Origin of the sequence: Vagococcus lutrae (genome assembly GCF_003987555.1) — a bacterium.
GTDB lineage: Bacteria > Bacillota > Bacilli > Lactobacillales > Vagococcaceae > Vagococcus_A > Vagococcus_A lutrae.
The window spans coordinates 45,559-60,939 of the sequence record NZ_NGJW01000013.1 but is presented as its reverse complement, the minus strand read 5'-3'; the positions used below and the strand labels follow the sequence as shown (position 1 = coordinate 60,939).

The following is a 15,381-nucleotide window of genomic DNA, read 5'->3' as shown; positions in this document are numbered from 1 at the left end:
TTGCTTTACTTCTAATGGATACGATACTCTTGTTCCCATGCTAAAAAGCACCTCCTGTTAAATTCATTTTACTTGAATTCAACAAGAAGTGCTTTTTTATTGTGTCCCACGTAAGTGGGTCAGTTCCAAAGGCAGGGCTTTTTCTTATCTAGTAATTTACTCTGTAAAGGTCATCGGTGTTAAACAAGCTTCATAGATAGCTTGCACATCTTTTACTTCAAGTGGCACGTAGGCATGTGTCGCCAGCGTACTATGCTTGACCGCTTGTTCAGCCATTTCTTCTAAATACTCACGATCAATTCCAACTTCGCCTAGCGTCATCGGAACGCCCCACGCGACGAACGTTTCATATAAACGTTGAATTGTTTGACGCGCTGCCGCCCATGGCTCTTCCCATTCCACATCTAAAACAGCACGACCAAACGCAGCGATTTTTTCAACCGTATCGGCATTTAAAATATGTGCCAACCAACGTGGGGTTAAAATAGCTAGACCGATTCCATGCGTAATATCGTAATAAGCACTCAATTCATGCTCCATCGGATGACAAGACCAACTGCCTTTTTTCCCACTTCCTGTCAAGCCATTCAGTGCAAGAGAGCTCGCCCACATCAAATTAGCACGCGCGTCATAATGCTCAGGTTGTTCTAAAGCAATTGGCGTATAGTGAAGAACAGTTTTCATTAACCCTTCTGCGACATGATCTTGCACCGCCGCATGCTCTGTCACACTAAAATAGTTTTCTATTAAATGACTTAAAATATCGGCTGACCCAGCCATTGTTTGATAACGTGGTACGGTAAATGTATTGGTAGGATCAAGAATCGATGCTTTCGGAATTAATGCACGACCACCCATTCCTAACTTCTCTTTTGTTTCCATATTTGAAATAACAGCGCCACCATTCATTTCAGAGCCGGTTGCAGCTAATGTCAAGACCGTGACTATCGGTAGTCCTTTTGTCGCTAGCTCTCGTTTCTGTGTAAAATCCCAAGGGTCGCCATCATAGTAATACGCAGCCGCAATAGCTTTGGAACAATCGATTGTAGAACCACCTCCCACTGCTAAAATCACGTCGATATCATGTTCATGACATAAGCGAGCACCTTCTTTGACAGTCTCTAAGCGCGGATTAGGGTCGATGCCCCCTAATTCGATAACGGTCATATTCGCATTCTTTAACAATGCTTGAACTTCATCATACAGCCCGTTACGCTTTATACTTCCTCCACCGTACGTCAATAACACACGCTGCCCGTGTTCTTGTAATAGTCGTGGTAAGTGCTGTAACTGTCCTTTTCCAAATAAAATATTAGTTGGTGCTTGAAAATCAAAATTTTCCATTTTTTTCTTCCTTTCGTCTTTAAAATGAAGACCCCGGCATTTTTAAAAAGGCAATTTCTTCCGATGTAGACGGACGACCTAAGACAGCATTTCGGTGTGGATAACGACCAAAGCGTTTGATAATATCATAGTGCTGTTTTTCATATGCCAAATTAGTTTCCAGTCCCGGTTCAGAAAAAGCTTTCAAAGCAATCTGATGAATCTTTTCAGATTCGGAGTGCATTAAAGGCATATACAAAAAGGCACGTTCTGCTGTCGTGAGTTCGGATAAATCTTCACGGGCCATCGCTTCTTGCGTTAAAACCAGTGCCATACCGTCGTAGGCAAATGAACGTGCGTCATCACGATATAAATTACGTGAAAATTGATCAAGTACGATAATCTCTGCTAAACGTCCTCGAACACTCGCTCGCCAATCGACTAACTCTCCTTGCGTTGCTTGACGATGACACTCCCCAAAACGTTGGCGAATTGTCTCATCAAACGTCGGATCTTTTTCAAACCATTGCGCAGGCGTTGCTTCTTCAAACCAAAAATGTAATACATCTTGATATGTCATGAAATATCCCTCCTAGTCTACCTATATTTTGCCATATTTTTACGCGTTTACCTAACGATAGCCTTTTTCTTAACTCTGGACTGATGATAATGTGTATATAAAAAAAGCAAGGGACTCCCCCTTGCTTTTTCTTAAATCTTCACATTTTCCAACATATCCGCCACCATGGCGTCTATATCATAATGACAGTTGAAGCCCCATTCATCACGCGCACACGTCGCATCTAAGGAGTTTGGCCAACTATCGGCAATCTTTTGCAACATCGGATTGACCTCATAACTAATAGTAAACTCAGGACGCACCTTTTGAATGGCTTGTGCTAACATCTCTGGCGTAAAGCTCATCGCTGTCACATTATAAGCGTTGCGATGTTGTAACTTCTCGCCATCCGCTTCAAGTAAATCAATAATCAACTGAATCGCACCTGGCATATACATCATATCCAACCACGTATCTTTAGCTAATGGACAGGTATAGTGATTGTGCCGTAATGCTTCGTAAAATATTTCAACCGCATAGTCCGTTGTTCCACCACCTGGAGGGGTTAAATAAGAAATTAACCCTGGAAAACGCACCGCACGCGTATCTACGCCAAACTTTTCATGATAGTAGTCGCATAACAATTCACCTGCTACTTTGTTAATCCCATACATAGTCGTAGGACGCTGAATCGTCACTTGTGGTGTTTGATCTTTTGGTGTATCTGGACCAAATGCTCCAATCGAACTTGGCGTGAAAAATAATGCCTTACATTCACGAGCGACTTCTAAAGCATTTAATAAGCCTCCCATATTCACTTGCCATGCCAGTTGAGGATTCCCTTCAGCAACAGCTGAAAGAAGGGCCGCTAAATGAATGACTGTATCCACTTGGTATTCACGAGCTATCGCTAAAAACCGCTCGTAATCTAAGACATCCAAGACCTCAAAAGGACCTTCTGTCACAATATCAGACATTTCATCTGCTTCAAGACTCGTTGCGATGACATTCTCTACCCCATATTTTTGACGTAACGCACGTGTTAATTCAGAACCTATTTGACCTAATGCTCCTGTAATCAGTATTTTTTCCAAAATAAATGTCCCCTTTAGATTAGATTAGGTTAAACTCTTTCCCTACTTTTTCATACACCGCTAAAGCATCATCTAGCATTGATTTTGTGTGTGCCGCTGTCGGCATATTGCGAACGCGAGCTGTCCCTCTTGGTACGGTTGGGAACACAATCGATTTCACATAAACCCCTTCTTCGTAGAGTCGTTTACTAAAATCTTGAGCGGCTTGTTCATCTCCAATAATTACTGGCGTGATGGGTGTTTCTGTAATCCCTGTTTCAAAACCAAGTGCCTCTAGTTTTTCTTTAAAGTAACGCGCATTTTCCCACAGTTGTTCATTCAACTCAGGATGCTCGTCTATACGACGCAAAGCTGCAGTAGCTGCCGCTGCATCTGCTGGTGTGACGGCAGTCGAAAAAAGAAACGGACGCGAACGGACTTTCAACCAATCTATCAACGCTTGGCTTCCAGCAACATAACCACCTACAACGCCTACTGCTTTTGATAACGTTCCAATTTGGAATTCCACTTCTTTTTCTAAACCAAAATGTTTTACCGTTCCATGCCCTTTACCTAAAACACCAGACCCATGTGCGTCATCCACATATACCATCATGTCAAACTCTTTCGCAATCTCCACAATTTCTGGTAACTTTGCAATGTCTCCATCCATTGAAAAGACTCCATCTGTAATAAACATGGCTTTTTTATAAAGACCCGACTCTCTGACTTCTTGAGCTTTTTGACGTAAATCGGCCATATCCGAATGTTTCACACGAACAATCTTAGCACCTGATAAACGACAGCCATCAATAATAGACGCATGATTTAGTTCATCCGATAAAATCACGTCGCCTTTCCCCATCACAGCTGAAATAGCTGCCATATTACAATTAAATCCAGATTGATACGCAATGGCTGCTTCGGTTCCTTTAAACTTCGCTAACTCTTGCTCTAACTCTAAATGCAAGTCAAGCGTCCCATTAATCGTGCGGACGGCCCCTGCACCCACTCCCCATTCATCAATCGCTTCTTTTGCTACTGCTTTTAGCGATGTGTCTGTTGCCAATCCTAGATAGTTATTGGAAGACAAGTTAATTAACTCTTTCTCTCCAATTTGAATCATCGGCCCATTGGGACTGGATAACGGCTCGATTTCATTGTACATACCGTTATCTTTCAGCTCTGCTAATCCTTCAGCTAAAAATTGTTCTAATTCTTTACTCATTTAATAATAGCCTCCTTCTTTCTGCTCAGTTTACCCCCTTCCTATTGTAACAAATTTTAACCAAAGTGTAAGGGGGCACCCGTCATTCTGTTCTTTTTTTAATCACATTGAAATAATTTGTTATCAATTTAGTCATTTCTATATTTTATAACATTCTTACTTTACTATTGTTTGATATTACTAGAAAAATAAGTTAGAATAATACTATTCTAATTAATAATGTCCAAAAAACAGGAGGGAAAATCGGTGAATCGCTACACATACGGCACTAAATTAAAGAAAATACGTAAGCATCAGCATCTATCTCAAAAAGAACTGGCACATGATATTTGTTCGCAAGCGATGCTAAGCCGCATTGAAAACAACGACGTTATTCCTAATGTTGTTATCATGCAACAACTCTGTCACCGTTTAAATGTTTCATTAGATGATATCGTTTCTTCTGACGATACCACTTTTATACATAGTAAAAACCAAACCAAAGATGTTTTAAAACAAATGCGTTATTTACATCAAACACAACAATACCACCAATTGTTACGAATTATAGAAAGTTTCAATCCTAACAAATCTTTAAAGACCGATGATGAGTTGCAAATTTTTTATTACTATTACGCCTGCGCTTTATCCTATTTGGAACAAAAAGCACCGGAAGAAATACTCGAAATTTTCCAAAAGAGCTTAGCATATACTTTTAGTCATGACAAAGACTTCGTGACTGACATGGAAGTCCTTATTCTATGTGAAATAGGCAAAACATACTTAGCAATGGATAAAACAGAAATGGGCGTGTCTAATTTATCTCGCTCTTTCACTTTTTTACAACAACATTCACGTAAACGTTTAAATATTGAATTAGTACGTGTTTTTTACACGATTGGCTTATCTTATACACGCTATCAAGAGTATGACTTAGCAAAAGATATCGTTAATCAGGGAATTCAATGGGCACAAGAACGACAAGTCTCTTACTATCTCGACGAGTTGTTTTTGCTTAAAGGAATCGTTTCACAGAAACCCGAAAAAATTGAAGAAGCTTTTGAATGTATACACTCTTTCAGACAATTACGCAATCAGGCGCTTGAAATGGAAGCTAACGAATAAAAATCAGCCTTGTTTCTTCTAAAATCAGAAGAAACAAGGCTGATTGATTTTAATTTCATGAAAGAAATAAACGTTTATTTCTTTCGCCACCATATGATAGCCATTACTATTAATAAAATAATAAATAATAGAACAACATATAATATGAACGGGAAAGATATAGAAGATTCTTTTTGTTCTATAGGTATTTCTTGCTTTTCTTTTTGCTGCGATGTTTCAAAGTTCTTTTCAATAGGTAAATGATAATCTCCTACTTGTAATTCTCCTACTAGGCGATAAGTATGAGCACGTTTTAGTGTTTTTTCTACAGAAAACTGAAACGGTAATGTGGAAAAAGGAGCAATTTCGATATGTGAATGTTTATGTTCAAATATTGTCTTACCACTTTCTTCTTCTAATACCGTTAAGGATAAATATCCATTCTTTACAGCATAACCTATCGGGTTTTTAATATTTAAAGTAATCACAGACTCTCCTTGAAGAGCCGTTTCAACAGCTTCTTCTACTACGAGTTCCGCTTGAGTGTATTCTTCAGACCCATGAATGACTAATCCTTTAACCATTTCAAAAGATTGATGGATTCCTTCTTTGCTTTTTTCATTCTTAACTTCAGCAAAGCGAAACCCTCCTAACAATAACCCTTTAAAATCTTCAGGATATGTTAAATCCGCTTCTATCGTTTGAGTTTCTAAAGGCTTTAACTTTATCGTCGAACGACTCAACTTCACATACTTTTCTAAGTTCATGCTATTTTCCGATGATGATTCAACCTTATCGTAAACAATCGTACCAGAAGTAGCAGTTGAACCTGAGTAAAAATGAACTGATAGCTCAACGGGAGTTTCTTTCAAATTCGTGACCTGCATCCTTAATGTTTCTACTTGATTAGGGTCATTCTTCAAATCAAAATAACCTAGACGAGTATCGATTTGACGCGTGGATGCTTCACAATTGACATCGATAGAAAAACCATCTGCTTTCACTCTCATAGAGTTCATGGTCATCAAAAAAATGACGTAACAAATTAATATAATATAGTTAACAATTTTATGCTTCCTTTTTACTCCGATACCACATCACACCTCCACTTACGATAATCAAGCTGCCACCCAGTAGCCACCACCGCTGACCTATCTCTGAAGTTTGAGGTAAACGCCCTGATTCAGATTTAGTTTTAGTTTCAGTTTTATCGTGAGAAAGTAACGGACCATTTGATGTTGTTTTTGAAAATGAAAGACTTCCATGAGTCGTGTAACTATCTGCCGCAACAGGTAGTGCTCCTCCTCCATAATTCAAAACCACTAAGACTATGATAAGTATCATTTTTTTCATACCTCGTTTCATCCACATTCACTCTCCTTTCTTACGATTTTAGTAACTATCACTCAACGTCCAAATAAAGTCTGTTTGGTAAGCCGTTCCAGGATAAACACTCGTTTGACCAGGAACGTGTAAAGAAATACTATTAGTAGCCGCTTCCTCATTTGAGCCGAAGCGATATAACCATGTTCCATATCCTTGTCCGTCACTGGCCTCCACTAATTTCACTGTCACGTCTTGAGTTGGTGTCAACGGCATAAATTCAAAGGCCGATTCAACAACGCTTGGTTTGTCATATTGATTGTCTTTTTCAGGTATTATCTCTCCATTTTTAAATCGAATTTTTGATCCTAATAAGTAATGCTTGTTTTTTGTTCCAAAACGCATTAAGCCTCTTTGAGTTAAAGTTAGTTTCCAACCTGTGCCTGCATGACTTTCCATACTTCGTGCATCAGTTACTTGTGCATAATAAGGGAAAAGTCCTGCTTTATTCTTCAATTTTTGACCTAAAGCATTATAAACTTTAGCTTCTTTAGACGATTCATGCGTACCGAAATCAAAATGAGAGGCATAATTGATTGCTAATTCACTCTTATCAACAGAAGGTAACGGAGTTGGATCAATAGGTTGAACCGGCTGATTAATAATCGGCTCTAAGGGATTTAAAGGTGGTACTGGTAGTTGACGTTCTATTTTAAGTTTCCCTATATTTGACCGAGCAGGATATAAATCATTAACACCAACTACAAAGTTTCCACTGGTCAAACATGCCTCCACATCCTTCTTAGGGAAATACAAAGGCATCGCTAATGGGACGCTTACTTTAATACCACGGCCTGAAATCGTTTCGATTTCTTCTTTTTTCTCAATTTTAAAATGTGTTACCTTACTAAAATCTTGGACACTATCTGCCGATTTCCATGTGCCAGCTTGAGCATGGGCATGATTTTCTATTTGACTAATGCCTGACGGATAGACCGTGTGTTTATCGATTAAATTAGCAAGAGCAGGATATTCATCTTCACAATAGGTAACATCTACCTTATCTTGCCATTCTGCCGGTAAAACAATCTCTCCCGTCAAGGTCGTTGAAAATTCATTAGACATTGTTATGTTTCTAACTAAATCATAGCTGTTTAAATTAGGAATTTGTCCTATCAATGTTAATTGATCAAAATGACTATCTGTCACATTATCAAAATAATATACTTGCGTAACAGGTTGTTTCAGATGATTAAAATTAATCGCTAATTCATCCGTTAGCGGTTCTTTCCAATTCTTGAAAGCTACACGCGGTTTCACTTTTCCACTTTTGACAAAGGAATATTGTTTGCCAGATACAAATACCATTTCATCTGTATCTCCATTGCTATTAATATCTGATTCATCCTTTAACTGGATTGTATCTGTCATAATAGGTTGATTTGTCTTAGGCGCAATTATTTCATCGTCTTCTGAAAAAGTATAAAGCTCAAACAAAAGATTACTTTTAGCTTCTTGTTCAATAATATTCACGTGGAATTTTTCTTGTCGGCTCGAATTAGGTTGCATTTCTTGCTCGCTCCACGTCAGTTTAAGCATTTCTTGTGAAAGACCTTGATAATTATCCGTCACTTTCTCAATAAACGGTTGTTGGTCATCATAATGGACTCCTTCAGGTAAGAGGATGTAACTTGTAAAAGGTCCTTTAAAACTCTCAAAAGAACTGGCATCATTCTTCAAACTCACACTCACTTCTTGATTAGGAACTGATACAATATTTTCTTTTTGGTTTTCAATATCAATCTCTGTCATTAGAATTTTTCGATCAAATTGTGGTTCCTCAACAATATGAGCGTTTCTAGATGCTGCTCCATTCGCCCATGATGGATTATCAATATAAGCACCTTTTAAATGATTGTAGGCACCATTTTTGCTATATGTGTAGTGGACAATATCCTCTCCTCTATTCTCTCCAGAAAGTTCCACCGTCATCTCACTCTTAACTTCTCCAATGTAGTCCTTATAGCTATCTTTTATTTTCGTATAGTATAAAATACCATCTGTTATAAATAAGCCTGATGGTGCAAATTCAAAGTCAAATAGCAACGACTTAATTGTCTTACTCGTATCAATATTCATTTCAAGTGCCGAATAATAAATATTTGGGTTTAAATGGGTCAATGCTCGCACGGGCGTGGTCTCCCCTTCATACAAAATATCCAAATTGACAATCGGATTAAAAAAAGCTGGAAGGATTTCTGTTTCACCACTAACCAGGAAGAAATTTTTCCCTAAAAAAACAGATGTTACGTCCAAGTGAGGGTCAACGTCAAATCGCACTTTATAAAATTGAAAGGATTTGCTCGCATTTTCTGTATAGGCGTGACCTACGGTTGGTCTCATCCCAAACCCCAATGTAGCATTACTATATACCGACGGATCTTTACTACGTCCTCCTTTATGTATTTTACCTTTTCCATCCTCTGGCCCCCAATTATACAATCCTAAAATACCATACCCACTATATTCAGGATAGGTGCTGCCGTCTGTCGATAGCATAATTGTAAACTGTGATGGTGCCGTGACTACTGGTTGATTAGTCAGGGTTTCAGCTTTCCCTTGAACGGAACTAACGAGTTTTTTAAAAGCTGGGGCATTATCTTTAAACTTTACTCGAAAGTACAATTCTTGTGACCATACATTCTCTGTTGCTTTCACTTGCTCTTCGATACTAGGCGCTGCAAACTCCCAAATTGTTTTATTGTGTTCGATAACCTTAGGAGCAGGAGTGCCTGGCTCTGGTTGTAGAAACTCGATGTTTTCGTCTAATGTATATTCAATCATTATCGGAGATGACGGTTTGATAAAACTCATCCCTTTATTTTTAAAAGGAACATTTGCCGAGACTTTCAAGATAATTTCATCACCAGCCCATGGTGTTGCTTGTGTTTCTCGCGGATTGAGATGTTCTTCGAGAGCAGTTAAGATATTCATACTAAACGAGCTATTCACTGTTAACTCATCTGTCGATTCAGCTACTAAACTAGCTTCTTTTTTTAATGTCCCTCTGATATTGATTTTCTCATTTTCTTTATAAGCACCATTTTCAGTACGCCACTTTAAAACTATTTTATAGGAGCCAATAGGCGTCCCCTTTTTAAAATGGTAAATAAGTTGATAGCCTTCTTTTGTAGGTGTAACCCCATCTATCTGTAGTTCATTATCAGTATTCAATAGTTGGCCCTTAGATTCCGGTAAATCAACTATCAATTCATAATCTGTAGTCGATTCTTGTTCTGGATTAAGTGTTAAAATCAAATTAAACAATGCGATATCTCCTGCAACTATCTCTTCTTGAACAGCGGAAATATTAAATACGTCTATACTTGCAGCATAGCTATTTAAAACTGGAAGAAAACATCCTATCAATACGATCTTTCTTAATAATGACACAGCTTTTTTTATCTTCATTTTGAACTACCTCCTAGTTCACAAACCCTCCTACTACTTTTTCTTTTTTCTGTGGTGTAACATTTTATAGACAATAATTATTATGACAATAGCAACTACAATACCTGAAGCAACATACCACATTGTATAGTCTTTCTCAGGTATATCGACTGATTTCTGGTTGACTTTTTTAGCTGTTTCTTCATTAATGGTAACATCTTGTTCTAACTCCCATTGTTGCCCTTCCGCAGACACATAGCATTTGACATTATACGTTCCTGGCTCAAACTTATCTCCTTTTAAGAAGACAGGGAAGTTTAAAGTACTATTAGGTGCTAACTGTCCATCTTGAATCTCATCTTGATATAAAATACTGCTTTCACCTTTTTTTCGCACTTCACTTTTTACCGATAATGAATGTAATAACAATGCATTGGGATTTTGAAGTTCACTGATAAACGCATTTCGCTCATGATCTAAGGAACCTGTCACATTCGTTAACTTTACCTCTGGTTCTGGGTGTGGCTCAGTTCCCTCTAACATCAATGCGTATCGATAGTTAAATTTATTTTTTATGACGGCTCCCGTCGATGTTTTTTCTTTTGACTTATCCTCATCCTTCTCATCGTCTTTTTCTTGAATCGTAATTCCACCTAATAAGATACCACCAAATGATTTTTCAGGCATTTGAATATGAATTGGAAAAGCTTCTGTTGTTTCAGGGGCAATGGTCATTTCTGCTTGTGGTAAAGTAGCCACATCTGTTAGTTTCATGGGTACAGTTTCATCAATTTCTGTTAAGGATTCACCGTATTCGATAACTCCTAGAGAGTTAGTTGTGGCGGTATAAAGTAGTCCCTCAATTGTTAACGGTTCAGAACCAACATTTGTCACCTCAATAGTGAGTGTTTGCTCCATATTAGGGGTCGTTTGCAAATGAAAATATGTCACGTCTTTATCTAGTTGATTCTCTGGATAAACCGGCTTCACATTAAAACTTAACGATTCTGCACTAACCGATGTGACAGCTCCTCCCAACCATAATAATCCAATCACTACCATATAAATCATTTTTTGATGTAATTTCACACCATCATTCCTTTCATATTATTGACAGACCGAAGAGTGGTTAGGGATTTCCCTAACCACTCTATTATTTTCTCAAGCATACATATTTCTATGGATTTTCAGGTGTATCGTCAATTGTCCAAACGATACTTGTTTGATAAGTTTTTTCAGGAATGGCTGTCTTAACTTCTGAATAAGGCACTTCTAATTCGATTGATTTCGCTGCTGTACTCTTAGTTCCGAAGTGATATGTCCATGTATCCCATCCTTCTCCTACTTTTGCACCAACTACTTTTTGTGATGTTCCTGGTTGAATCTCAAAACTACTTTTTACTACTGAAGGGATCGCACTATTATTGTTCTTTTCATTTTCTATCTTTGCATTATTAAACGTAATTTTTGTCCCAGTCCCTAAATCATCTAAGGTACTATATTTGAAATTGCCCACTTGCTTGACAGATAGTTTCCATCCTTTAGGTTGGTCACTTGCATTTAACGAGCGGTGATCTGTTACCTGAACATAATTTGCTACTGTTTCTTTACCACCTGTCATACCCGTTGTTAAAACTTGCCCTTTAGCAAAACCTTTTAAAACAGTTGCGTTATTAGCTGGCTGTTCGTTAGTTATTTTTCCGAAATCTAGACTAGAGGCGAAATCAATAGACAAGGGACCAGACGTTGGTGTACCTGGATTTTCCGGAACAACAGGCTTTTCCTTTTCAGGTTTTTCTGGGTCTAATGGGTCTACTGGTGATTGTGGTTCTGAAAATTGAACTTTACCCGTTGTATTATAGTCTTTTGTTGCAGCAAACGAATGCGTTGGTAAAGCTGTTAATACCATTGTTGACAATAATACCGTTCCTAATATTTTTTGTGATTTTTTCATTTGTTTTCCTCCATTTATCTTTTTTATCTAAACCTATCTTTCGATAGAGAATAGTGCGTTCTATGGAACCGATGATAGGCTCCATGTCAATTGTGCTTCGTATGCAACAGGTAAAACGTTTTGTTCTCCTCTAATTTTTAAGTGAGGACCTACTCGATTAGCTTGCCAATTATCTGAAATCTTGACGATTTGATTGCTCGTCGTCTCATGTTCAAAAATTAGTAGCGAGACGTTTTCTGTTAAAGAGTAATCTATTATATTGTCTTTATAATAAAAAGCGTTAGGTAATTTATATCGACCATTACGCGAGGTGAAATCTTGCGTTACTTTTAACTCTACTTTCCATTTTGAACCATTTTCCCTAAAGTCTTGAACCGCTAATGGCTGATCTAATGATTCTAATTCATAATTTTGGTATCCCTTAGATAAAGGATGGTTACCAAAATCTAAATGAGGAGCTGAGACAAATATCAGTTTTTTCATTTGATAGTAAAACAGTAACTCTTTTTCTTCATTCTCATTTTTCAATTCTATTTGTTTGTTTTGCGGCTCGGCTTTTATAAATTCATAATCAGAAAAGTTTTTTTCTTGTCCTTTATAAATTTTATTTATCGGCCACTCAATTGTTTCTGTCTCTAATATTTTTGTTGGGTTTTCTATATCGATATGTTTAATAGTTATTTTTCCTGTTTTTTCAACCGGATTCCCAGTTTTTTGATAGTAAAAAACAATTTTTATTTGTTCTTGCGAAAATGTCACTTTATGATCAGTTGGTAAAGGTGGTTGTGATTCTAAATAAAGATAGTCCTTTATATATATAGGATTTATTTCAATACTTGTCCCTACATCACCCTCAAAATCATCCTTAGGATTTATTTCTTCATCCGTTTTCTTATCTCGATATTCAACAGTTATCTTCCCTTTAACTACCATTTTTTTAAGATAGTAGAAAATCACTTTATTTCCTTGTTCAGAATAAGTGGTTGTTTGAGTTGGTGGGTTCGCTTGATAAAATTCGTAACCTTCAATCTCTATAGGATTAAATGTTTCCGTTTTACCCACTGCACCTAACCTCGTCTCAGATGGTGCTAATTCTTTTTTTTGTGTTAAATAATCACGATACTCAAGTATTATCTTCCCTTGCTTAATCGTTGGCTTATTTTTGGTATAATAAAACACAACTTCGTCTAATGACCCATTTTTAAACACGGCCTCAGAGTTGGTAGGATTAGAACCATAATAAGTGTAATCCGGAATTTCGATTGGATAGAATCGTTGTTGCATTCCAACAATTCCTTCTTCTATTTTATCTGGTGCTAATACTTTCGTTTTATCATCCCAATCACGATATTTTATCTTTACCCACCCTTTTTGAACAAGAGGAGGATTTTTTTTATAATAAAAAACAATGGTTTGTTGACTGTCACTATATGTTACCGAAGCTGGTGAGGGATTGGAGAAATAAAACTCATAGCCTTCCACTGATATTGGTGCAAAAGTTTGGGTCGTTCCAACGTTACCGGTATAGATTTGACTTTTACTAATTAGCTGTAATTGATTATCATAATCTCGATATTCTAAACGAACTTCTCCTTTTTGTTGCTCCGGTGTAGATTGAGAAGGTAAGTATCTAAAAGTAATCACTTCATAATCAGTTGTTTTATAAGTTCCTATTCCATTAGCTGGTGTTGTATCATAGTGTTCATAACCGGAAATGGGAAGTGGGGTAAACTTTTCGCTCATTCCTACTTCACCTTCTACATATTTATCAGGTAACAGAATAATATTGACATTTAGAACACTTCGATATCGTAACAGAACTTTTCCTTTCTGCTTTGTGGGTGGTACCGTGTTTTTTTTGTAGTATAGAATTACTTTTTTAGTAGGATTACTATACATAACCGTTCTGTTTGTAGGATCACTCATGCTAAAGCTGTAACCTGCTATTGCAGGTGGAGATATCGTTCTACTTGTTCCGATCGTTCCCGAATAATTATCAGTTTTCCGAATATTTGCGTTAGTATTTTCATCACGATATTCTACTTGTATTGTGCCTTGCTTATTTTCGGGTGGTACCGTGTTTTTTTTGTAGTATAGAATTACTTTTTTAGCAGGATTACTATACATAACCGTTCTGTTTGTAGGATCACTCGTGCTAAAGCTGTAACCTGCTATTGCAGGTGGAGATATCGTTCTACTTGTTCCGATCGTTCCCGAATAATTATCAGTTTTCCGAATATTTGCGTTAGTATTTTCATCACGATATTCTACTTGTATTGTGCCTTCTGCGGGTTTTTCAGGCTCAGGAGTTGGAATGGTCTGAGTAATATTACGAATTCTTTGCTCAGACGAAAATTCTCCGGTTGCTGCAGTAAACCCCCAGTACATTATTTCTCCTTGAATCGAACTGCCATTAGCCACTCCTTTAATTCCATCAAATTCATACTCTAATTTTTTTGTTTTTCCACGCCATGTTGCTTTAAATTTATGCCATTGATTATTGGCAATTCTATTAGTGGCTGGAAAATGATACGTATCATGATGAACGACGTGTCCACCATTATTTTTATAATTAAATCCATTGGCGTCTACCCATGCAATATGTCCACCTGAACGGTCACCTGAAGCAATTAATTCATCATTCGTGTTTTCATAGACACCTGTTGCTCCTGGACTTTTTGCACCATTATCTAAATAGGTATCCATCTCAACTGCTAACCCATTTAATAATCTTCCTTGCGTGAACTGATCATATAATCCTAATGCCTCGCCATCTCTCCCTAAAAAGCTAGGTACTTGATTTTGAATGGCAAAAGTCATTCCATCCGCTGGAATTGCAGTACTTCCAAACTTCAGTTCTGCACTAATAGAGATATCACCGGAAACTGCTACAGGCGTTATACTCCAAATACTTCCTTTTTTATGCTTTTGATTAGGCGTCATGATAATATCACTATTAGTATTATTTAACTGAGCATATTTTGCATCTCCTTTAAAGTTAAACTTTAATACTCTTATAAGTTCATTTTGAATAAAAGGCGTTGTTGGTGGCGAAAGCATATTAGGTGATTCAGAAATTGTGGATTCTGTTGGATAAGATGATGTGTCTGTCACCATTTCCGTAACCTTTGAATCTTCTTCACGAATTGTTTCTTGAGTCTGATTCTGAATACTCGCACTACCTTCTGTTGAATTTATTACAGAAGTTGTTTCCGTTGACTCTGATTCACTATTATCATCCTCACAAGTGACCAACGTACTCGATCTAGTTTCTTCTAAAATCGGTTCTTCTGCATAAGCGGCTGTTTGCAAGCCTAATATTAAAAAAACTAAGATTATAAGTAATATATAAAATCGTTTCTGTTTTATCATTTGCTCCCCCTCACAT

General features: G+C 37.3%; 11 protein-coding genes. 1 reads left to right on the top strand and 10 read right to left on the bottom strand.

The window, feature by feature from the left end; all coding sequences use genetic code 11:
• Positions 1 to 156: 156 nt before the first annotated feature.
• From CBF33_RS08815 to CBF33_RS08800, 4 genes are all read right to left on the bottom strand, one after another.
• Positions 157 to 1,344 (bottom strand): iron-containing alcohol dehydrogenase, encoded by a 1,188-nt coding sequence (locus CBF33_RS08815; protein WP_126763500.1) that lies wholly within the window; start codon positions 1,342 to 1,344, stop codon positions 157 to 159.
• A 19-nt stretch (positions 1,345 to 1,363) separates the two neighbouring features.
• Complete coding sequence (locus CBF33_RS08810; protein WP_126763497.1) at positions 1,364 to 1,903, bottom strand: DUF924 family protein; 540 nt, start codon at positions 1,901 to 1,903, stop codon at positions 1,364 to 1,366.
• Positions 1,904 to 2,034: 131 nt separating this feature from the next.
• A complete protein-coding gene (locus tag CBF33_RS08805) occupies positions 2,035 to 2,976 on the bottom strand; it encodes an L-threonine 3-dehydrogenase (RefSeq protein ID WP_126763495.1) in 942 nt (313 codons plus the stop codon).
• 19 nt (positions 2,977 to 2,995) lie between these two features.
• Complete coding sequence (locus tag CBF33_RS08800; RefSeq protein ID WP_126763493.1) at positions 2,996 to 4,183, bottom strand: glycine C-acetyltransferase; 1,188 nt, start codon at positions 4,181 to 4,183, stop codon at positions 2,996 to 2,998.
• A 246-nt stretch (positions 4,184 to 4,429) separates the two neighbouring features.
• Between CBF33_RS08800 and CBF33_RS08795 the strand changes: the two genes are divergently transcribed.
• Complete coding sequence (locus CBF33_RS08795) at positions 4,430 to 5,287, top strand: helix-turn-helix domain-containing protein (RefSeq protein WP_170167786.1); 858 nt, start codon at positions 4,430 to 4,432, stop codon at positions 5,285 to 5,287.
• Between the two features lie 74 nt (positions 5,288 to 5,361).
• On the opposite strand, the gene CBF33_RS08790 is transcribed toward CBF33_RS08795, so the two are convergent.
• The 6 genes from CBF33_RS08790 to CBF33_RS08765 all read right to left on the bottom strand — a co-directional run bounded on the left by CBF33_RS08790 (position 5,362) and on the right by CBF33_RS08765 (position 15,365).
• Entirely contained in the window at positions 5,362 to 6,276 is a 915-nt protein-coding gene (locus CBF33_RS08790; protein WP_170167785.1) for a WxL protein peptidoglycan domain-containing protein, read from the bottom strand.
• Between the two features lie 58 nt (positions 6,277 to 6,334).
• Positions 6,335 to 6,631, bottom strand: a complete 297-nt coding sequence (locus tag CBF33_RS08785; protein WP_170167784.1) for an LPXTG cell wall anchor domain-containing protein — start codon at positions 6,629 to 6,631, stop codon at positions 6,335 to 6,337.
• 27 nt (positions 6,632 to 6,658) lie between these two features.
• Positions 6,659 to 10,060, bottom strand: coding sequence for a WxL domain-containing protein (locus CBF33_RS08780; protein WP_126763484.1), 3,402 nt, complete (start codon positions 10,058 to 10,060; stop codon positions 6,659 to 6,661).
• 33 nt (positions 10,061 to 10,093) lie between these two features.
• The gene (locus CBF33_RS08775) at positions 10,094 to 11,128 is read right to left on the bottom strand and encodes a WxLIP family cell surface protein (protein ID WP_126763482.1); all 1,035 of its coding nucleotides are present in this window, start codon (positions 11,126 to 11,128) and stop codon (positions 10,094 to 10,096) included.
• Between the two features lie 88 nt (positions 11,129 to 11,216).
• Positions 11,217 to 11,993 carry a WxL domain-containing protein gene (locus CBF33_RS08770; protein ID WP_126763480.1) on the bottom strand — a complete coding sequence of 259 codons (777 nt, stop codon included), beginning with the start codon at positions 11,991 to 11,993 and terminating at the stop codon, positions 11,217 to 11,219.
• A 60-nt stretch (positions 11,994 to 12,053) separates the two neighbouring features.
• Positions 12,054 to 15,365, bottom strand: coding sequence for a MucBP domain-containing protein (locus CBF33_RS08765; protein ID WP_126763478.1), 3,312 nt, complete (start codon positions 15,363 to 15,365; stop codon positions 12,054 to 12,056).
• Between the last annotated feature and the right edge of the window lie 16 nt (positions 15,366 to 15,381).